Origin of the sequence: Pantoea sp. 18069, from assembly GCF_902706035.1 — a bacterium.
Classification (GTDB): Bacteria; Pseudomonadota; Gammaproteobacteria; order Burkholderiales; family Burkholderiaceae_C; genus Comamonas.
Genome location: NZ_CACSJA010000045.1, coordinates 1 through 22,411 on the forward strand (window position 1 = coordinate 1; position 22,411 = coordinate 22,411).

Below are 22,411 nucleotides of genomic sequence, written 5' to 3' on the forward strand. Positions count from 1 at the left end.
GCGGCGGCATGGTGGGCACGCATGCGGGCGACATGATTGGCGAGATCGCGCTGGCGATCGAGATGGGGGCGGACGCCGTCGACATAGGCAAGACCATCCATCCGCACCCGACGCTGGGCGAAAGCATTGGCATGGCAGCGGAAGCGGCCCATGGTTCTTGTACGGATTTGCCTGCCGCATTTTGTTGATTTGGCGCTCACCCAGGGCGGCTTGGGTCAGGCCGCGCTCCTTGCGGGGCGCCTGCGTGGACGCCTTGAACCGCCTACCGAAAGCCATCCCTTTGCCAAGGCGCCGCAACGCGCGCTACTCGGTCGCAACGGCAGGCGTGCGCCACCATCGTGCTGTCGGTTGCGGCCGGGCCAGCCTCACTTCCTCACCCATGACCGGCGTGAGGGTGACAACGTCGCGGGCCTGGGCCAGCTGCACGATGCGTTCGAGCGGATCGTCCCAGGCATGCAGGGCCAGGTCGAATGTGCCGTTGTGTATGGGCAGCAAGGCCCGCCCGCGCAGGTCCAGGTGGGCCTGCAGGGTTTCTTCGGGCTGCATGTGCACATCCGGCCACTGGGGGTCGTAGGCGCCGGTCTCGACCATGGTCACGTCGAACGGGCCATAGCGCTCGCCGATGGTGCGAAAGTCGGCGTGGTAGCCGGTATCACCGCTGAAGAACAGCCGCAGGTCGCCTGACAGTATCACCCAGGAAGCCCACAGCGTGCGGTTGCGGTCGCTGAGCGATCGGCCCGAAAAATGCTGGGCCGGCGTGGCGATCAGCTGCACGCCGCCGACCTCCACCGACTGCCACCAGTCGAGCTGCTGCACCTTGGCCGCATCCACGCCCCATTCGATCAGACGGTCGCCCACGCCCAGCGGGGCGATGAAATGGCGCACCTTGGGCGCCAGCGCCAGGATGGCGTCATGGTCCAGGTGGTCGTAATGGTCATGCGACAGGATCACGCCCTCGATGGGCGGCAGGTCTTCCAGGCGAATGGGCGGCGCATGGAAACGTTTCGGACCCATCCACTGCACCGGCGATGCCCGTTGCGAGAACACCGGGTCGGTCAGCCAAAGCCCGCCCTGAAGTTTCATCAGCAAGGTCGAATGTCCCAGCCGGTACAGGCTGCCGTCGGGCGCGGCCTGCAGCTGCGCGACCGTCAGCGCTGCCACCGGAACCGGCACTGACGGCACGGTGTCGGCGGGTTTGTCGACAAGAAGGCGCCAGGTGATCGCCAAGGCCTTGCGCCAGCCCGGCGCAGCGGCTTCGACCGCGTTGCGGAAACGGCCCTCTTCCGCTTGCGGCGAGCCGCTGAGACCGGGGGTGCTGCTGCAGGCGGAGAACGAAAGACACGCCATGGTGATGAGGGCTCCTGCAAAAAGGGTGAGAGCGCGAAGACGCATGAAGGGAAAAGCCCGGGTTGAGAAAAGTACACTGCAGAGTGTAGTTTTCATTTTCAAAAAAGTAAACCCAGCGGTGTGATAATTTCAGGCATGACGACCGAGCGACTCACAGACCGCAAACGCGCCGCTATCGTGCGGGCCGCCGTGGCGGAGTTCCGCGCCAGCGGCTTTGAGGCCACCAGCATGGACAAGGTGGCAGCCACGGCCGAGGTGTCCAAACGCACGCTGTACAACCACTTTGTCAGCAAGGAAGCGCTGTTCGCGGAGATCCTGGCGCAGCTGTGGGAGCGCAGCGTGGCCATGCTGGATCTGGCCTACCGGCCCGGGCTGCCGCTGCACGAACAGCTGTCGGCCCTGTTGCTGCAGAAAGTGGCGATGGTGTCCGGTGAAGACTTCATCGACCTGGCGCGGGTGCTCATCACCGCCACCATTCACTCACCGCAGCGGGCGCAGGACATGCTGGCGCGACTGGCGCAAAAGGAAAGCGCGCTGCTCACCTGGGTGCGCGCAGCGCAGAAAGACGGACGGCTCAAACCGGCCGATCCGCTGCAGATAGTCCAGCAGATGGAAAGCCTGGTGAAGGGCAGCGCGTTCTGGCCGCAGGTCACGATGGGACAGCCGCGGCTGGGAAACCAGGCACAGAAGCAGCTGGCGACCGATACCGCCGAACTGGTTCTGAGCCGCTACGCGGCGTAAGGGCAAAGGCCGCGGCAGGCGTTCGTCACCTCGCGCATGGCCGGCCATAAGGCCTGGTCCCGGCGCAGGCGCATGGATGGAGCGCGGGCCCGCCACCGCAGCGCCCGCCAGCATCTTGGTGTCGGATGACGCGATATACTGCGCGGCGAATTGGCGGGAGATTGTCGGCATACCGATGTGCCGGGATTTCCAGTCCAATTTCGTGCAACAGGTGCCCGGGCTCAGTCCCGGGTTAAACGGGAACAGGGTGCAAAGCCCTGGCTGCCCCCGCAACGGTAAACAGATAAATCCGACTCAGGGCTCTTGCGGTGCAAGAGCCAGTCACTGGTGCTTTACGTGGCCCCTGCGGGGTGCGCGGCAGCATTGGGAAGGCGAGCGGCAGGCCCCCCAGCCATCTGTCAGCCCGGATACCGGCCTGTTGAGCGCTGCGCGACAGGGGTTGAACACTCCTTCGCCAGCATTTGCAACGACCGTCTGCGGGGAGCAGCGTGATGGCAACAAGCCAGCGGCAGGGGTACCCCATGCCGTGGCATGGGCTCGTCACCAGCAGGCAGGCGGTCAGCATCCAGTGACCACAATGAATCATTTCACTTTGCCTGCCGCGCTGATCGGTTGGGTACCCGCTGCACTGGCCATGGCCGCAGAGCCCGCCACCAGCGCCTACGCGCCGGCTCAACTTCCCACCGTCCACGTAACGGGCACGGCCGAAGGCCGCCTGGGCTTGTCGCAGAAAACCACCTCCGGCAGCCGCACCGGCATTGGCACGCTCGATCTGCCTGCCAGCCTGGACCATGTCGACGAGCAAACCTGGCAAGCACGCGGAGACAGCCGCATGGCCGACATCATCGGCCGCACCGTGGGCATGACGCCGCTGTCCGCCACCAGCTACAACAGCCTGTCCTTCAGCACACGGGGCTTCACGGGCACCAATTCCGTGGGCATTGCCGAAGACGGTATCCGCCTGGGCGTGGCCTCCACCACCACGCCCTACCCCGCCAACAGCTGGGGCTACGAGCGGGTGGAGGTGCTGCGTGGCCCGGCCTCCATCGTCTATGGCACAGGCACTACGGGCGCAACGGCCAATGTCGTGCGCAAGCAGCCCACGCGCGAGACGCTGCGCGAGGTGCTGGTCGGCGCGGGTTCGCATGGCTCGGCCAAGCTGGGCCTGGGCATGGGTGGAGCGCTGAGCGACACCCTGAGCTACCGTGTGGACGCCTATGGCCACCACACCAACGGCGAGCACGACATGGCCCGCGCCAGCGGCGCCAAGCTGATGAGCACCCTGCGCTGGCAGCCCACGGCTGCGCTGCGTTTTGAACTGCTTGCCGATGTGAGTGACGAGAAGCCCGCGCGCTACTTCGGCACCCCCACCGTCAACGGCAGCATCGTGCCCGAGTTGCTGGGCCGCAACTTCAACACCGATGACAGCGATATCCGCATCAAGGACAAGCGCGTGCGCGGCCGCATGCAGTACCAGGTCAACGAATGGCTCGGTGTGAGCAACGAGCTCTACCACTTCAAGGCCGACCGCTACTGGCGCAATATTGAGGCTTACCGCTACGACCCCGTGGCCCAGACCATCAGCCGCGGCGATTACCTGGAGCTGTCCCACGATCTGGAACAGACCGGCAACCGTCTGGAGTCCAGGCTCCAGGCCGGTGCCCACCAACTGGTGCTGGGCTGGGAGGCCAGCCGCGCCCAGTTCCGCTATGCGGGCAACTCGGACAGCCGCATGGTGACCAGCCCTATCGCCGATCTGAGCCCCGTCCCCTGGAACAGCCCCAGCGCCATGGTGCCCCGCTTCAGCACGCAGGCCACCACGCATGACTTCTATGCCGAAGACGCCTGGACGCTGGGCGAGCGCTGGCTGCTGCTGGCCGGCATTCGCCGCGACCTGACGGACTTCACTCGCAACGACTTGATCGGCAGCGGCTCGTTCGACAAGACCCTGGGCGGCACCGCCTGGCGCCTGGGTCTGACGCACAAGCTCGACGCGCAGACCAGCTTGTACGGCCAGGTCTCGCAAGGCCATGACCCGGTCACCAATGTCCTGACCTTGAACCTCGCCAACCGCGACTACCAGCTGACCACGGCACGCCAGATCGAAGTGGGCCTGAAGCAGCAGTTCGCCCAAGGCCAGGGCGAGTGGACGGCAGCGGCCTACCGCATAGAGAAAAAAGACATCATCACCCGCGACCCGAACAACAGCCAGTTGTCGATACAAGGCGGCAAGCAGCATTCCCAGGGCCTGGAGCTCAGCAGCCTGCTGCACGTGTCGCCCCACTGGCGCCTGGAGGGCAATTACGCCTGGGTCGATGCCAAATATGACGAACTGATGGAAGCCGGCGGCGCTGACCGCTCCGGCAAGCGCCCCACCAATGTGGCGCGCAACACCGCCAACCTGTGGGCACACTACACCACGCATGGCAGCATGGGCCGCTGGCAGGCATCGCTGGGCGCGCGCGCCGTGGGTCAGCGCTTTGCCGACAACGCCAATACGGCCACGAGCGGCGGCTACACCGTATGGGATGCGGCGCTGAGCTGGCGCCCCCAACCGCACAGCACCTACCGCCTGACGGTGCGCAACCTGAGCGACAAGCTCTACACCTACTCGGCCGTATCCAATGCCAGGGCGGCTCAAGCCTATCCGGGCGAAGGCCGCCGCGTGGATCTGAGCGCAGAGTTCGCGTTCTGACTTCGGGCTTGGAAACCAGGCAGCTGCCAGCGCATGTATTTACCCGAATTCATCACCAGGATCCCATGAAATTCCATAGAGACATGCGCAACCAGTTCCTGCGGTCCTGTTTCCTGAAGCGTTCTGCCATCACGGTGGCCGCGGTGATCGGGGGTCTGGCGCTGACCGCCTGTTCCGAGCAGCGCGCCACCGATGGCCGCACTGCGCCCGCCAAGGAGGCGCGTGCGCCCATCACCCTTGAAGTCTGTGGCCAGCCCGTCACCTACACCCGGGTGCCGCAGCGCGCCGTCACGCACGGCATCAATATCACCGAGATGTTCCTGGCGCTGGGCCTGCAGGATCGCCTGGTGGGCTATGGCGGCGTGCGCGACATCCAGCGCCTGCCAGCGGCCCTGCAGCCCTTGCTGGAGAAGATTCCCGATCTGTCCAACCAGGGCATGAACCTGGAAACCCTGCTCAATGCCCAGCCGGACTTTGTCTTCAGTGGCTGGGCCTATGGCTTTCGCCAAGGCCAGATCACGCCCGCAAACCTGCAAGAGCTGGGCATTGCCAGCTACGTACTCAGCGAGTCCTGCATTCGCCAGGTGGCACGCGAACGCGTGTCGCTGGAAGACACCTTCCAGGACCTGCTCAACCTGGGCCGTATTTTTGCGATCGAGACACAGGCCGAGGCCCTGGTCAACGGCCAGCGCGCCGAGCTGCGGCGCATCACCGATGCGCTCAAGGACGTCGCCCACAAGCCCAAGGTGTTTGTCTATGACAGCGGCACCGACATCCCTGTCACCACCGGCCGCTATGCCATGCCACAGGCCATGATGGAAGCGGCCGGTGCCAGCAACATCTTCGACGACCTGGACAGCAGCTGGATGCGCGGCAACTGGGAAGACGTGATCGCGCGCGACCCGGACTGGATTGTCATCGTGGACAACGACCGCCCCACCGCAGACAGCAAACGCCAGTTCCTGCTCAGCACGCCCGAGCTGTCCCAGGTCAAGGCCATACGCGAGCAGAAGTTTGTGCTGATGGATTTCTCCGAAGCCACGCCCGGCCCGCGCAATGTGGAGGCCACGCGCCGGCTGGCCCGGGCGCTGCACCCCGAACAGATCACCCCACCATGACCACGTCCACCACTTTGGCCTTTGCGCTGCAGCGCCGCCAGCTGGCGTTGTGGCTCGCGGCACTGCTGGCCTTGCTGCTGGTGTCGCTCACGCTGGCCATCACCTTGGGGCCCGTGCGCATTGCCCCCCAGCAGGCATGGCTGATCACCGCCCATGAAATGGGCACCCGGCTGGGCATGGACCTGCAGCCCGGCGACTGGAGCCCGGCGCAATCGCAAATCGTCTGGCGCGTGCGCATGCCGCGCGTGCTGCTGGCGGCGCTCGTCGGCGCGGGCCTGGCGCTGGTGGGCGTGGCCATGCAGGCCATGGTGCGCAACCCGCTGGCCGACCCGTATTTGCTGGGCGTGTCGTCGGGCGCATCGGTGGGCGCGGTCAGCGTGATTGCGTTTGGCATGCTGGCATTCGCGGGTGAACTGGCCTTGCCGCTGGGTGCCTTTGGCGGCGCGCTGGCGGCCTGCGTGGCCGTGTATTTCCTCGCCTACGCCAATGGACAATTGCAGGCCACACGCCTTATTCTGGGCGGCGTGGCCATTGCCTACTGCCTGGGCGGAATCACCAGCCTGATCGTGCTGACGGCCGACCAGCGCGAGCTGGCCAACTCCGTGCTGACGTGGACGCTGGGCAGCCTGGCCGGCACCCGCTGGGATGAGCTGGGCCTTCCTGCCGGTTTGCTGGTGATTGGTGCCGGCTTGCTGCTGACGCAGGCGCGCGCGCTCAACGCCCTGCTGTCTGGCGAGGAAAGCGCTGCCACGCTGGGAGTGGACACCACGCGCACCAGGCGCTGGCTGTTTGTGCTGGTCTCGCTGGTCACCGGCGTGCTGGTGGCACTGACCGGACCGATTGGCTTTGTGGGCCTGATCGTGCCCCACGTCACCCGCATGCTGGTGGGCGCGGAACACCGCCGCGTGCTGCCCGTGGCGGCGCTGGTGGGCGCGATCTTCCTGGTCTGGGTGGATGTGTTTTCGCGCATCGCCTTTGCGCCCGCTGAAGTGCCTGTAGGCGTCATCACCTCCTTGCTGGGCGGCCCGTTTTTCGCCTGGATGCTGTGCCGCAGGAACGCGCGTGAAAGGCTGGTGGCATGAACGCGCCTTCACCCAGCCCCCACCTGCAGGCCCAAGGCCTGAGCTGGCAAGCCGCAGCCGCCCATATCGTGCGCGATGTGAGCCTGCATGTGGCGCAAGGCGAGCTGGTCGGCCTGCTGGGCCCCAACGGCAGCGGCAAATCCACCTTGCTGCGCATGATCTACCGCACCCTCCAACCCGCCAGCGGCAGCGTACGGGTCAACGGCAGCGATGTATGGCGCACCAGTGCGCGCGACAACGCCCGCGCCATGGCGGTGCTGGCGCAGGAAAATGCCAGCGAGTTCGAGCTGCGCGTGCGCGATGTGGTGCTGATGGGCCGCACGCCCCACCAGTCGCCGTTTGCAAGGGATGGCGAGGAAGACTTTCGCATCGTCGCCCAGGCGCTGCAGCGGGTGGATGCCGAGGTACTGTCGGAACGCATTTTCTCCACGCTTTCCGGCGGTGAAAAACAGCGCGTGCTCATGGCCCGCGCCCTGGCCCAGCAGGCGCCGCTGCTGGTGCTGGACGAGCCCACCAACCACCTCGACGTGCGCCACCAGTTCGAGCTGATGAACCTCATACGCAGCCTGGGTCTGACGGCGCTGGCCGCACTGCACGAGCTGCCCCTGGCCGCACATTACTGCGACCGGCTGTACCTGCTCAAGGACGGCGCGCTTGTCGCCCAGGGCACGCCCACGCAGGTGCTCACGCCCGACATCATTGCCGATGTGTACGGCGTGCGCGCCCTGGTACGCCCCAGCCCGCGCAGCGGCAAGCCATTGATTGAATTTCTGCCGGATGCGCTGTTATGACCACCCCGACCCACTTGCCCATCACCACGGACGCAGCGGCGGACAAGGGCGCATCGCTGGCCATCGTCCTTCTGAGTCGCGGCGCCGCCTACGCCAACGGCGCGACCGAGCTGGCAGAACTGGCCCAGCGCTTGCACACCGCTGTGACCGCGCAAGGCCGGTCGCTCCTGATGGTGCAGCCGGCTTTTGTGGACCGCTCCCAGCCCGCGCTGCCCGAAGCACTGGACCTGTGTGCGGCGGCGCAGACCATCGTCATCCTGCCGGTGATGGTGCCGGACGAACCATCACTGCGCCGCTGGCTGCACAAATTGATCATGCGCTGGCGTGCCAGCCATGTAGGCATCGATGACCGCCCGCGCCTGATCTTTGCCCAGCCCCTGCTGCAGACACCGCAGCTGGCCGATGTGCTGGCCCTGACTGTTCAAGAGGTGTTGACGCGACCCGATGCACAGGATGTGCCCGGCGTGGTGGGCGACGATGACTGGGAGCACGACCCCAAGGGCTGGTCCATGGTGCCCGAGCACCAGCACCATGTGCTGTGGTGCATGGGACCGCGCTGCGCGGCCAAGGGTGCGGTGCAGCTGTGGCCCGAATTGGCGCATACGGTTCGCGAAAGCCCCGGCCTCAAGAAAAAGGTGATGCTGTTGCAGACCAGTTGCCAGTACCCCTGCAACCATGGTCCCTTGATGATCGTCTATCCCGGCGGTCAGTGGTACGGCCCGATGGACCGCTCCAATATCGCGCCCGTGCTGAGCCAGCATGTGCTGCACGACCAGGTGAACGAGGATTTACGCGTCCATGGACCACGCACAGTGGTCCGCATCTAGGAACATGTTCAAAGCCTTTTGGGCCAGAGCGCCAGGAATGCCAGATGCAGGTCTTGATCGCGTCAGCGCAGGCGCTGCAGCAAATCCAGCGTCGGATAGCCGTCCGCCGGCAGGCCCAGGCTAAGCTGGTATTGACGAACGCCGCGCCGCGTGGCCGGGCCCATGGCGCCGTCGGGCGTTCCGCTGTCGAAGCCACGTGCGTTCAGCGCCGTCTGCAACGCCCTCACCTGGCTGCTTGTCAGGGCCTGCAGATCGCGCGGCCAGGAGGCCTGCACCGCGGGGCCGCCCATCAGCTTTTGCGCCAACAGGCCGACGGCAAGCGCATAACTGGTCGAGTTGTTGTAGCGCAGTATCGTGCGGAAGTTGGCTCCGACCAGGAAGGCCGGCCCGCGTGCGCTGGCGGGAAGCAAAATCGTGGCGCCCTCCAACGCCGGCAGCGGCGCGCCGTCCATGGACTGCACACCCTCGCTTGCCCATTGGGCTGTCGGCTGCCGCAGGTCGGCGTCGGCGCGCGCGTGGTCGAATCCCCGCGGCAAGCGGACCTCGAGCCCCCACGGCTGGCCGGCTTGCCATCCGGAGCGTGCCAGGAAGTTCGCGGTCGAAGCCATCACATCGGGAACGCTCCCCCAGATGTCGCGGCGGCCGTCGCCATCGGCATCGACCGCGTACGCCAGAAAGTTCGAGGGCAGGAATTGCGTCTGGCCCATGGCCCCGGCCCACGAACCTATCATCTGCGCGCGGGCTATGTCACGGTTTTGCAGGATTTTCAATGCGGCGAGCAACTGGCCACGCGCCCACGCTTCGCGGCGGCCCTCGAAGCCCAGCGTCGCCAGGGCGTCTATGGTCGGAATGTCGCCGACGTTGCTGCCGTAATTGCTCTCCAGGCCCCAGATCGCGACGAGGACTTCTGTCGGGACGCCGTAACGCGCTGCAATGGTGTCGACTTCGGGGCGCAGTTGCCGCAATTTGTCCTGGCCACGGACGATTCGCTGCGTCGACAGCGCGCTGTCGAGGTAGTCCCACACCGTGCGGGTGAACTCGGGCTGCGCACTATCCAATGCGACGACGCGCGGGACGAAGCGCACGCCATCGAATGCCCATTGGAGCGTTGCCTCGTCGATGCCGGCTGCGCGTGCGCTGGTGCTGAACTCGGCCACCCAGCGGGCAAACTTCTGGCTGTGTTCGACCTCGCCGGACAGGGCCGGACTCGCGCCGACCATCGATGGCGCAGGTGCCTCGGTTTCAACCGATGGTGCGGAGGTGCAAGCCGCAACGGCGAAGAGCGCCAGCAAACCGGGAACAAGCCAGCGGCGAGCCGGTGCTGAAAAATGGGATGTTATTTGCATTCGTCCCATTCTCGCCGTTCTATGGAACCAGGGTGATATGGCGCCCCCGGTGCCGGTAAGGCCGCCCTGGCTGAAAACGTCAGCCCCAGCGGACTCGACTACTGCGCAGGCGGCAGCGGCGCGGCCTTGGGCTTGCCCGATTCCTCGGCCTTGGCGCGCTGGCGTTCGCGGTTCTCGCGCGCTTCGCGCTGCTTTTCTTCGTAGCGCTGGCGTGAGGCGGCGCGGCGCTCGGCTTCGGCCGCCTGCTTGCGCGCCTGCTCGGCCGTATGGGCCTGCTGGTGCTGGCTTTGGGCCTGGGCGCGCTCGCGCGCCTGCTGCGCGCGCAGCGCCTGCGCTTCGACCAGGTCTTTCGCCGTCGGTGCGCCCGGCGCAGGCCTGGGCCCGCGCACCTTGCCCTCGACGCCGGGCCTGGCATCGGTCTGCTGGTTTTTCTCTTCGACCTTCTGCTCGATCGAGCGCAGGCGATCAGCGGATTTCTCGCGCCGCTCGGCGGCGTTGATTTCGCTTTCCTGCAGGCGCAAGGCGTTGTCCGCAACGCGCGCCCGGGTGCGCACTTCGCTCAGGCAGTCCTCGACCGCGAAACGCTGGTAGCAGGCGGTTTCTTCCTGGCTGCGGCGCTGCTGGATGGCCTCGCGCTCGGTGGCAATGCGCGCCCGCGCGGCATCGCGCTGGGCCTTGACGGCAGCGCGCTGCGCTTTCGAGGCACTGCCTTCGGCCGCAGGCGCCTTCGCCGGGGACGGGTCGGCGGCCAGCGCCAGGCCAGCGCCCAAAGGCAGGGCCACGGCCAGCGCGACAGTACGCAGCGCGGCGCGGGTACGCAGGAACAGGCGGTGCAAGGGCATGGGCGTCAGGTCAGGCTGGTATCGACGAGGCGGTGCTCGAGTGCCAGGAATTCCTGGGACTGCATCTCGTTGAGCCGGGACACAGTGCGCGGAAATTCATGCGCGAGCGGTCCATGAGTGTAGAGCTGCTCGGGAGCCACTTCGGCCGAAAGGATGATTTTGACCCGCCGGTCATAGAGCACATCGATCAGCCAGGTGAAGCGCCGCGCGGGCGACGCCATGTTGACGGGCATGAAAGGCACGTCCGACAGCAGCACGGTATGGAACTGCGTGGCGATCTCGAGGTAGTCGTTCTGCGAGCGCGGGCCGCCGCACAGCGTCTTGAAGTCGAACCAGACCACGCCGCCCGCACGCCGGCGCGCGCGGATCTCGCGCGCCTCGATGTTCAGCACCGGGTCTTCGTCATGCACTTCGGCGAGCTGGTTGAAAGCCTCTTCCATCGCGGCATCGGCCTCGGGGCCCAGAGGCGTGTGGTAGAGCTTGACCATTTCCAGCGTGCGCCGGCGATAGTCGGTGCCGTTGTCGACATTCACGATGTCCATGCGCTCGTTGAGCAAGGCAATCGCCGGCAGGATGCGGTCGCGGTGCAGGCCGTTGGGGTACAGGCCGTCGGGCGTGAAGTTCGACGTGGTCACAAAACCCACGCCGTTGTCGAACAGGGCCACGAGCAGCCGGTAGAGGATCATCGCGTCCGTGATGTCCGCGACATGGAACTCGTCAAAGCAGATGAGCTTGTATTTCTTGGCGATGTTCGCCGCGAGCACATCGAGCGGGTCCTGCACGCCTTGCAGGCCCGCGAGTTCGCGGTGCACTTCGCGCATGAACTCATGGAAGTGCAGGCGCGCCTTGCGCTTGAGCGGCACGGCGTCGAAGAAGCATTCCATCAGAAAGCTCTTGCCGCGCCCCACGCCGCCATACATGTAGACGCCGCGCGGAATCTCCGGGCGGTTGATCAGCTTCTTGAACGCGTTCGATCGCTTGCCCTTGTAGGCCGCCCATTCATCCGCGCAGCGCTGCAAGGCCTCGACGGCGCGCAACTGGGCAGGATCGCTTTGAAAACCTTTAGCAAGCAACTCGGCCTCATAGGCCTTACGAACAGACTGGGACATGCGGGTGATCTGACGGTGCAAGTGTGAAATGACAAAAGCCGAAAGCACCTGGCAAGCAGACACTTTCGGCCGGGCCGCGATCGGCCGGGCCGCGACTCGGCGGATGCGGCGCCCTGAAACCGGTTCAGGGCCCGCTGCGAACGCAGGTGAATCAGAAGTTCAGCGTGCGCTTGTCGACGGCCAGCGCCGCTTCCTTGGTCGATTCCGACAGCGAGGGATGGGCATGGCAGATGCGCGCGATGTCTTCGCTCGAGGCCTTGAATTCCATCGCCACGACGGCTTCGGAAATCAGCTCGGAGACCATGGGGCCGACCATGTGCACGCCCAGGATCTCATCGGTCTCGGCATCGGCCAGGAACTTGACCATGCCGGTCGTGTCGCCCAGCGCGCGCGCGCGGCCGTTGGCCAGGAACGGGAAGGTGCCGGCCTTGTACTTGACGCCGTCGGCCTTGAGTTGCTGCTCGGTGCGCCCCACCCATGCCACTTCGGGGCTGGTGTAGATCACCGAAGGCAGGGTCGCGAAGTTCACGTGACCGTGCTGGCCGGCCATGCGCTCGGCCACGGCCACGCCTTCTTCCTCGGCCTTGTGCGCGAGCATGGGGCCACGCACCACGTCGCCCACGGCCCAGACGCCGGGCAGGTTGGTCTTGCAGTCGTCGTCGACGATGATCGCGCCGCGCTCGTCCAGGGCCAGGCCCACGGCTTCGGCGTTCAGGCCGATGGTGTTGGCGCTGCGGCCGATCGAGACGATCAGCTTGTCCACAGCCAGCGTCAGGGCTTCGCCCTTGGCGTTGGTGTAGGCCACGGTCACGCCCTGGTCGCTGACCTGGATGTCACCGACCTTGACGCCGGTTTCGATCTTCAGGCCCTGCTTGTCGAAAGCCTTCTTGGCTTCCTTGGCGATCTGCTCGTCGACCACGGGCAGGAACTTGTCCATGCCTTCGAGCACGGTCACTTCCGTGCCCAGACGGCGCCAGACCGAGCCCATTTCCAGGCCGATCACGCCGGCGCCGATCAGGCCCAGCTTCGCGGGCACGGTGCCCAGGCGCAGCGCGCCGTCGTTCGACAGCACGTTGACTTCGTCGAACGGCACGCCGGGCAGCGCGCGGGCGTTCGAGCCCGTGGCGACCACGACCTGCTTGGCCGTCAGCGTTTCTTCTTCCTTGCCGGCCACGCGGATTTCGTAGCCGCCGTCAGCGGCCTTGACGAACGAGCCACGGCCGTGGAAGAACGTGACCTTGTTCTTCTTGAACAGGTACAGGATGCCGTCGTTGTTCTGCTTCACGATCGCGTCCTTGCGGCCGATCATCTTCGCCACGTCCATGCCCACTTCGCCCGTGGAGATGCCATGGTCGGCGAAGTGCAGCTTCGCATGCTCGAAGTGCTCGGACGACTGCAGCAGCGCCTTGGAGGGGATGCAGCCGACGTTGGTGCAGGTGCCGCCGGGTGCGGGACCGCCCTTTTCATTCTTCCATTCGTCGATACAGGCGACGTTGAAGCCCAGCTGGGCTGCGCGGATGGCGGCGATGTAGCCGCCGGGGCCGGCGCCGATCACGATGACGTCAAATTGCTTGCTCATGTCTCAATACTCTCTCAATGCATTTCGGAAAAAACCCACCGCCGTGCGTTGCGCCGCTGAACGCGGGCCGCTGGGGGGTGGGTTTTGATGGGGCTAGTGGACCTGACCAGCGCGGGGTTTACAGGTCGAACAGCAGGCGTGCGGGGTCTTCCAGCGCGTCCTTCATCGCCACCAGGCCCAGCACGGCTTCGCGGCCGTCGATGATGCGGTGGTCATAGGACATGGCGAAGTAGTTCATCGGGCGCACCACGACCTGGCCGTTTTCGACCACGGCGCGGTCCTTGGTCGCGTGCACGCCCAGGATGGCCGACTGGGGCGGGTTGATGATGGGAGTGGACATCATCGAGCCGAAGGTGCCGCCGTTGGAGATGGAGAAGGTGCCGCCGGTCATGTCGTCCAGGCCCAGCTTGCCGTCCTTGGCCTTCTGGCCGAATTCAGCGATCTTCTTCTCGATGTCGGCAAAGCTCATCTGGTCGGCGTTGCGCAGGATGGGCACCACCAGGCCACGCGGCGAACCGACAGCGATACCGATGTCGAAGTAGCCGTGGTAGACGATGTCGTTGCCGTCCACGGAAGCGTTGAGCACCGGGTACTTCTTCAGGGCGTGCACGGCGGCCTTGACGAAGAAGGACATGAAGCCCATCTTCACGCCGTGTTCCTTGGTGAAGTCGTCCTGGAACTTCTTGCGCATGGCCATCACGGGCGCCATGTTCACTTCGTTGAACGTGGTCAGGATGGCGTTGGTCGACTGCGATTGCAGCAGGCGCTCGGCCACGCGGGCACGCAGGCGGGTCATGGGCACGCGCTGCTCCGGACGCTCGCCCAGGTCTTGCTTGCCTGCAGGTGCGGACACCTGGGGCAGCGCCTTGGTAGGCACGCCCGTGGGTATCACGGCGGCGGTGGATTGCACGCCACCCTTGATCGCGGCCAGGGCGTCGCCCTTGGTCACGCGGCCATCCTTGCCCGAGCCCGCCACGTTGGCGGCCGACAGGTTGTTCTCGGCCAGCAGCTTGGCAGCGGCGGGCATGGCGACGTCGCCCTTGTTGCCACCGGCGGCGGGGGCTGCGGCGGCGGCAGGTGCGGCGGCGGGGGCTGCAGCAGCTGCCGGGGCAGCGGCAGCGGCGCCCGCAACGGCTTCGGTGTCGATCCTGGCGATCAGTTGCTCGGCAATCACGGTGGCGCCGTCGCCTTGCAAGATTTCGGTGATCACGCCAGCCGAAGGAGCGGGCACTTCGAGCACGACCTTGTCGGTTTCGATCTCGATCAGGATTTCATCGACAGCAACTGCTTCGCCAACCTTCTTCTTCCAGGTGAGCATGGTCGCTTCGGCGATGGATTCGGACAGCTGGGGGACTTTGACTTCTACGATAGCCATGGTGTTTCTTTCCAAAAGGTTTGTACTGATTTCGGGTTTCCGGCCTTACTTGGTCAGAACAAAACCCTTGAGCTTGGTGAATGCGCCTTCGACCAGCGCCTTTTGCTGTTCTTGGTGCAGGTGCGAATATCCTACGGCAGGCGAGGCGGATGCGGCGCGGCCGGAGTAGCCGAGCTTCTGTCCTTCGACCATATTCTCGTGGATGTTGTGCTGGATGAAGAACCAGGCGCCCTGGTTCTGCGGCTCGTCCTGGCACCAGGCAATGTCGGTCACCTGGGGGTACTTCTTGAGCTCGGCGGCGAAAGCCTTGTGCGGGAACGGATAGAGCTGTTCGACGCGGATGATGGCGACGTCGTCCTGCTCGCGTTCGGCACGCTTCTTCACCAGGTCGTAGTACACCTTGCCGGAGCAGGCGATCACGCGCTTGACCTTGGCGGCGTTGTTCACGATGGCCTGGTCTTGCTCGGGGATCACGGTCTGGAAGGCGCCGGTCGTGAACTCGGACAGCGGCGAAGTCGCATCCTTGTTGCGCAGCAGCGACTTGGGCGTCATGATGATCAGCGGCTTGCGCAGGTTGCGCACCATCTGGCGACGCAGCACATGGAAGATCTGGCTGGCCGTGGTCGGCTGCACGATCTGCATGTTGGTGTCGGCCGCCAGCTGCATGAAGCGCTCCAGGCGCGCCGAGCTGTGCTCGGGGCCCTGGCCTTCGTAGCCGTGCGGCAGCATCAGCGTCAGGCCGTTGATGCGGCCCCACTTGACTTCACCCGAGGCGATGAACTGGTCGATCACGACCTGGGCGCCGTTGGCGAAATCGCCGAACTGGGCTTCCCAGATGACCATGGTGCTGGGATCGTTCGAAGCGTAGCCGTATTCGAAGCCGAGCACGGCCTCTTCCGACAGGATAGAGTCGATCACGACGAACGGGGCCTGGTTCTCGGCGACGTTCTGCAATGGCACGTAGGAGCCGGTGTCCCACTTTTCGCGCTTCTGGTCATGGATGACCGAATGGCGGTGCGTGAAGGTGCCGCGGCCGCAGTCTTCACCCGACAGACGCACGGGGTAGCCCGAAGCGACCAGCGAGGCGAAAGCCATGTGCTCGCCCATGCCCCAGTCGACGTTGACGTCGCCGCGGCCCATGGCTGCGCGGTCGTCATACACCTTCTTGACCAGCGCGTGCGGAGACACGGACTCGGGAATGGTGGTGATCTTCTCGGCCAGGCGCTTCCACTCGGTCAGCGGAATGGCGGTGTCGCCGGCGTCGGTCCAGGGCTTGCCCAGGAAGGGGCTCCAGTCGACAGCGTATTGGCTCTTGAAGTTGGTCAGCACCGGGTCGGCCGTGTGCTTGCCTTCGTCGAGCGCGGCGCGGTAGGCCTTGGCCATGTCGTCGCCCAGGGTCTCGCCCAGGCCTTGTGCGGACAGCTTGTCGGCGTACAGCCTGCGCGTGCCGGGGTGGGCAGCGATCTTCTTGTACATCAGCGGCTGGGTCAGCGCGGGCGTGTCCTGCTCGTTGTGGCCCAGCTTGCGGAAGCAGACGATGTCCACGACCACGTCCTTGGCGAATTCCATGCGGAATTCCAGAGCCAGCTGCACGGCCAGAGCCACGGCTTCCGGATCATCGCCGTTGACGTGCAGCACGGGCGACTCGATCATCTTCACGATGTCGGTGCAGTACAGCGTCGAGCGCGTATCGCGGGGATCGGACGTCGTGAAGCCGATCTGGTTGTTGATGATGATGTGCACCGTGCCGCCCGTGGTGTAGCCACGGGTCTGGGCCAGCGCCAGCGTTTCCTGGTTCACGCCCTGGCCGGCAAAGGCCGCGTCGCCGTGCACCAGCACGGGCAGCACCTGCTTGCCCAGCGGGTCGCCGCGGCGGTCCATGCGCGCACGCACCGAACCTTCGACCACGGGGTTGACGATTTCGAGGTGCGACGGGTTGAAGGCCAGCGACAGGTGGACCGGGCCGCCGGCCGTCGACACGTCGGAGCTGAAGCCCTGGTGGTACTTGACGTCGCCCGATGGCAGGTCTTCGGGAGCGGTGTGGTCGAACTCGGCGAACAGGTCGCGCGGGGTCTTGCCCAGCGTATTGACCAGCACGTTCAGGCGGCCGCGGTGGGCCATGCCGATGACAATTTCCTGCACGCCCTTGGAGCCGGCCGACTGGATCAGCTCGTCCATCGCGACGATGAAGCTTTCACCGCCTTCGAGCGAGAAGCGCTTCTGGCCCACGTACTTGGTGTGCAGGAAGCGCTCCAGGCCTTCGGCTGCCGTGAGGCGGTCGAGAATGCGCTTTTTCTGCGCGGCATCGAACTGGGGCTTGCTGCGGATCGTTTCGAGCTTCTGCTGCCACCAGCGTTTCTGGTTCTGGTCGGTGGCATACATGTACTCGGCGCCGATGGCGCCGCAGTAGGTTTCATTGAGCGAGTTGAGCAACTCGCGCAGGGACATGGTTTCCTTGCCGAAGAAGGTGTTGCCGACGTTGAACACGATCTCCTGATCGGCGTCGCTGAAGCCGTAGAACGACGGCTCGAGCTCGGGAATCGAGGGGCGCTCGGTGCGCTTGAGCGGATCGAGATCGGCCCAGCGCTGACCGACATTGCGGTAGGCGGCGATCAGCTGCTGGACAGCCGTGCGCTTGCGGCCCAGCTCGGAGTCCGCGCCCGAAGCGACGACGACACGCGTGCCGCCTTGCTTGGCGCGCTCGGCGAACGCGTTGACGACCGGCAGGTGGGGCACGTCGCGGGCATTGGAGCCGTCGACTGCGGGCACATGCTGCAGCGCATCAAAGTATTCGCGCCACGAGTCGGGCACGCTGCCGGGATTGGCAAGATAGTTCTCATACATCTCTTCGACATACGGTGCATTGCCACCGAAGAGATAGGTATTGCCTTGGTAGGCTTGATAGACAGTTGTCTGATCGCTCATATTCCGCTGACCTCCGCTTTCCTGGAGAAAGCATTAGCTGGTTGGTAGACCTTCCGCGACACGGCTTTACCGATTGGCGGATGCGACTGTGGCATGGGGAAGGGCCTTGGTTGCGCCCGCCATTGTGCCACCGAACCGGCAAGGCCACTCCATCCGACGCAACGCGGGTCGATTACATTTGCAACTATATCCAACGCAGCTGCGCCCATGAAAAGCACTACTCTCTATCACCGCGTGTTTCTGCTGTTGCTGTGCCTCGTCACCGCAGGCTTCTTCGCCATTCTCTGGCCCTTCCTGGGCGCGGTGTTCTGGGGCGTCTCGCTGGCCGTGCTGTTTGCCCCCATGCACCAGCGCCTGCTCGCACGCATGCCGCGCAGGCCGACCCTGGCGGCGCTGGCCACGCTGGGCCTGTGCCTGCTGATCGTCATTTTGCCGCTGGTGCTGATCGGCGCCTCGCTGGTGCGCGAGGCGGCACTGATCTATCAAAACCTCTCCACCGGCGAGATCAACGTCGGCGCGTATTTCCAGCAGATCATGTCCGCCCTGCCCGCCTGGGCCACGCGCGCGCTCGAAGGGCTGGGCCTGGCGTCGGTCACCGAAGTCCAGGAAAAGCTCTCGAGCGTCGCCGTGCAGGCCAGCAAGATCGCGGCCACGCAGGCCGTGGGCATAGGGCAGAACACGCTGGGCTTCATCGTGAGCTTCGCCATCATGCTGTACCTGCTGTTCTTCCTGCTGCGCGACGGCGCCCAGCTCGCCCGGCGCATCCGCCATGCGCTGCCGCTGGAGCCTTCGCACAAGGCCGCGCTGGCCAGCAAGTTCACCACCGTGGTGCGCGCCACCATCAAGGGCAACCTGGCCGTCGCGATGGCCCAGGGCGCGCTCGGCGGGCTGATCTTCTGGCTGCTCGACATCCAGGGGCCCGTGCTCTGGGCCGTGGTCATGGCCTTCCTGTCGCTGCTGCCCGCCGTGGGCGCGGGCCTGATCTGGGGGCCGGTGGCGCTGTATTTCTTCGCCACCGGCGACATCGTCAAAGGCAGCATTCTTGCGGCCTATGGCGTGCTGGTGATCGGCCTGGTCGACAACGTGCTGCGCCCTGTGCTGGTCGGCAAGGACACCAAGATGCCCGACTACGTGGTGCTGATCTCCACGCTCGGCGGCATGTCGCTGTTCGGCCTCACGGGCTTCGTCATCGGCCCGCTGATCGCCGCGCTGTTCATCGCGGTCTGGGACCTGTTCAGCCAGGACCTGAAATCCGTCACCGACGACGCTGCGGCGCCATTGCCTCCCAAGGGCTGAGACCCGCTTTGCGTGGCCTGCAGCGTGCTGCGCGGGGGCGCGCAAGCACCAGCTTTTGCGCGTTCCGACAAATAGGCGACGCAGCGCGCAAATAAAGCACGATACGTCTTGCACAAAAACCACAGGCCATAAGAATGGCTTTGGACGATATGTCAAGCAAGCAAGAGAACCCGACAACGGGCCTGCGGCAGTGGCGCTCAGTGGCATAGGATGAAGTTGTTACTTCTAGAATCCAGCATACAAGCGTCCACATTAAAAAAAGGTACCCCCCATGGTGCAATTTTCCAGACGCCAGTTCATGAAAGTGACTGGCTCCAGTCTGGCCGCATCCAGCTTGGCAGTCATGGGCTTCTCGCCCACCGCTGCCCTTGCTGAGGTGCGCCAGTTCAAGCTGGCCGCGACCACGGTCACGCGCCAAACCTGTACCTACTGTTCCGTAGGCTGCGGCATCCTGATGTATTCGCTCGGCGATGGCTCCAAGAACGCCAAGCTGTCGGTCATCCACGTCGAAGGCGATCCGGACCACCCGGTCAACCGCGGCACGCTGTGCCCCAAGGGCGCGTCGCTGCTGGATTTCGTCCACAGCCCCAGCCGCCTCAAGTACCCCGAATACCGCGCGCCCGGCTCGACCGAGTGGAAGCGCATGTCGTGGGACGAGGCGCTGACCCGCATCACCAAGCTGCTCAAGGACGACCGCGACGCGAACTTCGTCGAGCAAAACGACAAGGGCCAGACAGTCAACCGCTGGCTCACCACCGGCATGCTGGCCGCTTCGGCCTCCAGCAATGAAGCCGGTTACATCACGCACAAAGTGGCCCGTTCCTGGGGCCTTCTTGCACTCGACAACCAAGCACGTGTCTGACACGGCCCGACGGTGGCAGGTCTTGCCCCGACGTTTGGCCGTGGAGCGATGACGAACCATTGGGTCGACATCAAGAACGCGGACGTTATTTTGATCATGGGCGGCAATGCCGCTGAAGCCCACCCCTGCGGCTTCAAATGGGTGACCGAAGCGAAGGAGCACAACAATGCGCACTTCATGGTGGTCGACCCGCGCTTCAACCGATCCGCATCGGTTGCCGATTTCTATGCCCCCATCCGGTCGGGCAGCGACATCGTGTTCCTTGGCGCAGTCATCAACTATCTGCTGACAAACAACAAGATCCATCACGAATACGTGAGGAACTACACCGACTTCACCTATATCGTGAAGGAGGACTTCGCGTTCGACGAAGGCATCTTCGCGGGCTACGACCCCGAAAAGCGCACCTACGACAAATCCTCGTGGGACTATGAGCTCGATGCCGACGGCTATGTGCAGGTCGATGCGACGCTGGAGCACCCGCGCTGCGTCTACCAGTGGCTCAAGCGCCACTACGCGAGCTACACGCCCGAAAAGGTCGAGAGCATCTGCGGCACGCCTATCCCGAAGTTCCTGCATGTGTGCGAACAGCTGGCGTCGACGGCCGAGTCGGGCCGGGTCGCGACCATCCTCTACGCGCTGGGCTGGACACAGCACACGACCGGCGCGCAGATCCTGCGCACCGGCGCGATGATCCAGCTGCTGCTGGGCAACATCGGCGTCGCGGGCGGCGGCATGAACGCCTTGCGCGGTCACTCCAACATCCAGGGCCTCACGGACCTGGGCATCCTGTCGGCCAGCCTGCCGGGCTACCTGTCGCTGCCCAACGAAGGCGAGCAGGAGTACCAGAAGTACATCGACGCGCGCACGCCCAAGGCCATGCGCCCGGGCCAGATGAACTACTGGTCGAACACGCCCAAGTTCCATGTGAGCCTGATGAAGGCCTGGTACGGACCGGCGGCGACGGCCGAGAACAACTGGGCTTTCGACTATCTGCCCAAGCTCGACCGGCAGTACGACATGCTGCAGATCTTCGACATGATGAACCAGGGCAAGGTCAACGGCTATATCGCCCAGGGCTTCAACCCGCTGGCCGCGCTGGCCAACAGCAACAATGTGCGCAAGGGCCTGTCCCAGCTCAAGTTCCTGGTCATCATGGACCCGCTGGTCACCGAAACTTCCGAGTTCTGGATGAACCACGGCGAGTTCAACGATGTCGACAGCGCAGCCATCCAGACCGAAGTCTTCCGCCTGCCGACCACCTGCTTCGCCGAGGAAGATGGCGCGGTGGTGAGCTCGTCGCGCGTGCTGCAGTGGCACTGGAAGGCGGCCGAGCCGCCGGGCGAGGCCAGGACCGACATCGCCATCATGTCGGCGCTGCACCTGCGCCTGAAGGCGGCCTATGCCAAGGACGGCGGCAAGTTCCCCGACCCCATTGCCAACCTGTACTGGCCCTACGCCCAGGCTGCGCACCCGTCTTCGGAAGAAGTCGCCAAGGAGTACAACGGCCGCGCGCTGGTCGACCTGTTCGACCCCAAGGACCCGACCAGGCTGATACGCAAGGCCGGCGAGCAACTGGCCGGCTTCGGCGAAATGCGCGACGATGGCACGACGCTGGGCGGCTGCTGGGTCTGGTCCGGCTGCTGGACGTCCTCGGGCAACCAGATGGCCCGGCGCGACAACTCCGACCCGACGGGCATAGGCAACACGCTCAACTGGGCCTGGGCCTGGCCGGCCAACCGGCGCGTGCTCTACAACCGCGCCTCCTGCGACCTGCAGGGCAAGGCCTTCAACCCGAACCGCAAGCTCGTCGAGTGGAACGGCAAGGCCTGGGCCGGCGCCGACGTGCCCGACATCGCGGTGACCATGGACCCGGCCACGGTCGGCCCGTTCATCATGAACCCCGAAGGCGTGGCGCGCTTCTTCGCGCGCAAGGGCATGAACGAAGGGCCGTTCCCCACGCACTACGAGGCGTTCGACAACCCGCTGGGCTACAACCCGATGTACCCGGAGAACAAGCTCGCGGTCATCAACCCCGCGGCGCGCATCCTCGAATCCACCAAGGGCACGGACGGCACGGCCGCCGAGTACCCGCACGTGGGCACGACGTACCGCCTGACCGAGCATTTCCACTACTGGACCAAGCATGTTCAGCTGAACAACATCATTCAGCCCGAACAGTTCGTCGAAATCGGCGAAGCGCTGGCGCAGGAGCTGGGAATCGCCACCGGACAGCAGGTCAAGGTGAGTTCCAAGCGCGGCTTCGTCAAGGCCGCGGCCGTGGTGACCAAGCGCCTCAAGGCCATGCAGATCGAAGGCAAGACTGTGCACCATGTCGGCATCCCCATCCACTGGGGCTTCTCGTCGACCGGGCGCAAGGGCTATATGGCCAACAATCTCACGGCATCGATTGGTGACGGCAACAGCAACACACCAGAATCCAAAACCTTCCTCGTGAAGGTGGAAAAGGCCTAAG

General features: G+C 65.1%; 15 protein-coding genes, 1 pseudogene and 1 riboswitch. Of the genes and pseudogenes, 9 read left to right on the top strand and 7 right to left on the bottom strand.

The window, feature by feature from the left end:
* Positions 1-188 (top strand): annotated as a pseudogene (locus GVL12_RS23175) (dihydrolipoyl dehydrogenase); the annotation flags it as partial.
* Between the two features lie 115 nt (positions 189-303).
* On the opposite strand, the gene GVL12_RS23180 reads toward GVL12_RS23175, so the two are convergent.
* Entirely contained in the window at positions 304-1,347 is a 1,044-nt protein-coding gene (locus GVL12_RS23180) for an MBL fold metallo-hydrolase (RefSeq protein ID WP_159917932.1), read from the bottom strand.
* Positions 1,348-1,482: 135 nt separating this feature from the next.
* On the opposite strand from GVL12_RS23180, the gene GVL12_RS23185 reads away from it, so the two are divergent.
* The 6 genes from GVL12_RS23185 (at position 1,483) to GVL12_RS23210 (ending at position 8,601) form a co-directional block, all read left to right on the top strand.
* Positions 1,483-2,088 carry a TetR/AcrR family transcriptional regulator gene (locus GVL12_RS23185; RefSeq protein WP_159917933.1) on the top strand — a complete coding sequence of 202 codons (606 nt, stop codon included), beginning with the start codon at positions 1,483-1,485 and terminating at the stop codon, positions 2,086-2,088.
* Between the two features lie 192 nt (positions 2,089-2,280).
* A riboswitch (cobalamin riboswitch) is annotated at positions 2,281-2,522 on the top strand.
* A 143-nt stretch (positions 2,523-2,665) separates the two neighbouring features.
* Positions 2,666-4,783 carry a TonB-dependent siderophore receptor gene (locus GVL12_RS23190; protein WP_159917934.1) on the top strand — a complete coding sequence of 706 codons (2,118 nt, stop codon included), beginning with the start codon at positions 2,666-2,668 and terminating at the stop codon, positions 4,781-4,783.
* Positions 4,784-4,848: 65 nt separating this feature from the next.
* Entirely contained in the window at positions 4,849-5,901 is a 1,053-nt protein-coding gene (locus tag GVL12_RS23195) for an ABC transporter substrate-binding protein (RefSeq protein WP_159917935.1), read from the top strand.
* Complete coding sequence (locus GVL12_RS23200; RefSeq protein WP_159917936.1) at positions 5,898-6,983, top strand: iron ABC transporter permease; 1,086 nt, start codon at positions 5,898-5,900, stop codon at positions 6,981-6,983. Before GVL12_RS23195 ends, GVL12_RS23200 begins: the two co-directional genes overlap by 4 nt.
* Positions 6,980-7,774 carry an ABC transporter ATP-binding protein gene (locus tag GVL12_RS23205; protein WP_159917937.1) on the top strand — a complete coding sequence of 265 codons (795 nt, stop codon included), beginning with the start codon at positions 6,980-6,982 and terminating at the stop codon, positions 7,772-7,774. Before GVL12_RS23200 ends, GVL12_RS23205 begins: the two co-directional genes overlap by 4 nt.
* On the top strand, positions 7,771-8,601 hold the full coding sequence (locus tag GVL12_RS23210; protein WP_159917938.1) for a (2Fe-2S) ferredoxin domain-containing protein: 831 nt from the start codon (positions 7,771-7,773) through the stop codon (positions 8,599-8,601). The genes GVL12_RS23205 and GVL12_RS23210 overlap by 4 nt, the downstream gene beginning before the upstream one ends.
* A gap of 62 nt (positions 8,602-8,663) precedes the next feature.
* Here the strand turns inward: GVL12_RS23210 and GVL12_RS23215 are convergent, their stop codons facing one another.
* The 6 genes from GVL12_RS23215 to GVL12_RS23240 form a co-directional block, all read right to left on the bottom strand.
* Positions 8,664-9,947 carry a lytic murein transglycosylase gene (locus tag GVL12_RS23215; RefSeq protein ID WP_200844029.1) on the bottom strand — a complete coding sequence of 428 codons (1,284 nt, stop codon included), beginning with the start codon at positions 9,945-9,947 and terminating at the stop codon, positions 8,664-8,666.
* A gap of 98 nt (positions 9,948-10,045) precedes the next feature.
* Complete coding sequence (locus tag GVL12_RS23220) at positions 10,046-10,789, bottom strand: hypothetical protein (protein WP_159917940.1); 744 nt, start codon at positions 10,787-10,789, stop codon at positions 10,046-10,048.
* Between the two features lie 5 nt (positions 10,790-10,794).
* Positions 10,795-11,898, bottom strand: a complete 1,104-nt coding sequence (gene zapE, locus GVL12_RS23225; protein WP_159917941.1) for a cell division protein ZapE — start codon at positions 11,896-11,898, stop codon at positions 10,795-10,797.
* A gap of 151 nt (positions 11,899-12,049) precedes the next feature.
* Positions 12,050-13,477, bottom strand: a complete 1,428-nt coding sequence (gene lpdA / locus GVL12_RS23230; protein WP_159917942.1) for a dihydrolipoyl dehydrogenase — start codon at positions 13,475-13,477, stop codon at positions 12,050-12,052.
* A gap of 118 nt (positions 13,478-13,595) precedes the next feature.
* On the bottom strand, positions 13,596-14,852 hold the full coding sequence (gene odhB / locus GVL12_RS23235) for a 2-oxoglutarate dehydrogenase complex dihydrolipoyllysine-residue succinyltransferase (protein WP_159917943.1): 1,257 nt from the start codon (positions 14,850-14,852) through the stop codon (positions 13,596-13,598).
* Positions 14,853-14,897: 45 nt separating this feature from the next.
* A complete protein-coding gene (locus GVL12_RS23240; protein ID WP_159917944.1) occupies positions 14,898-17,777 on the bottom strand; it encodes a 2-oxoglutarate dehydrogenase E1 component in 2,880 nt (959 codons plus the stop codon).
* Between the two features lie 207 nt (positions 17,778-17,984).
* Between GVL12_RS23240 and GVL12_RS23245 the strand changes: the two genes are divergently transcribed.
* Positions 17,985-19,073, top strand: coding sequence for an AI-2E family transporter (locus GVL12_RS23245; protein ID WP_159917945.1), 1,089 nt, complete (start codon positions 17,985-17,987; stop codon positions 19,071-19,073).
* Positions 19,074-19,344: 271 nt separating this feature from the next.
* Positions 19,345-22,410, top strand: coding sequence for a formate dehydrogenase-N subunit alpha (gene fdnG / locus GVL12_RS23250; RefSeq protein WP_159917946.1), 3,066 nt, complete (start codon positions 19,345-19,347; stop codon positions 22,408-22,410).
* Position 22,411: the final 1 nt, after the last annotated feature.

Excerpts from the sequence above, each read along its gene's own strand:
- GVL12_RS23185 (WP_159917933.1), top strand. The coding sequence starts at position 1,483 with ATGACGACCGAGCGACTCACAGACCGCAAACGCGCCGCTATCGTGCGG.
- GVL12_RS23195 (WP_159917935.1), top strand. The coding sequence starts at position 4,849 with ATGAAATTCCATAGAGACATGCGCAACCAGTTCCTGCGGTCCTGTTTC.
- GVL12_RS23205 (WP_159917937.1), top strand. The coding sequence starts at position 6,980 with ATGAACGCGCCTTCACCCAGCCCCCACCTGCAGGCCCAAGGCCTGAGC.
- GVL12_RS23200 (WP_159917936.1), top strand. The coding sequence starts at position 5,898 with ATGACCACGTCCACCACTTTGGCCTTTGCGCTGCAGCGCCGCCAGCTG.
- zapE (WP_159917941.1), bottom strand. The coding sequence starts at position 11,898 with ATGTCCCAGTCTGTTCGTAAGGCCTATGAGGCCGAGTTGCTTGCTAAA.
- GVL12_RS23190 (WP_159917934.1), top strand. The coding sequence starts at position 2,666 with ATGAATCATTTCACTTTGCCTGCCGCGCTGATCGGTTGGGTACCCGCT.
- GVL12_RS23180 (WP_159917932.1), bottom strand. The coding sequence starts at position 1,347 with ATGGCGTGTCTTTCGTTCTCCGCCTGCAGCAGCACCCCCGGTCTCAGC.
- odhB (WP_159917943.1), bottom strand. The coding sequence starts at position 14,852 with ATGGCTATCGTAGAAGTCAAAGTCCCCCAGCTGTCCGAATCCATCGCC.
- GVL12_RS23215 (WP_200844029.1), bottom strand. The coding sequence starts at position 9,947 with ATGCAAATAACATCCCATTTTTCAGCACCGGCTCGCCGCTGGCTTGTT.
- GVL12_RS23245 (WP_159917945.1), top strand. The coding sequence starts at position 17,985 with ATGAAAAGCACTACTCTCTATCACCGCGTGTTTCTGCTGTTGCTGTGC.
- GVL12_RS23240 (WP_159917944.1), bottom strand. The coding sequence starts at position 17,777 with ATGAGCGATCAGACAACTGTCTATCAAGCCTACCAAGGCAATACCTAT.
- lpdA (WP_159917942.1), bottom strand. The coding sequence starts at position 13,477 with ATGAGCAAGCAATTTGACGTCATCGTGATCGGCGCCGGCCCCGGCGGC.
- GVL12_RS23210 (WP_159917938.1), top strand. The coding sequence starts at position 7,771 with ATGACCACCCCGACCCACTTGCCCATCACCACGGACGCAGCGGCGGAC.
- GVL12_RS23220 (WP_159917940.1), bottom strand. The coding sequence starts at position 10,789 with ATGCCCTTGCACCGCCTGTTCCTGCGTACCCGCGCCGCGCTGCGTACT.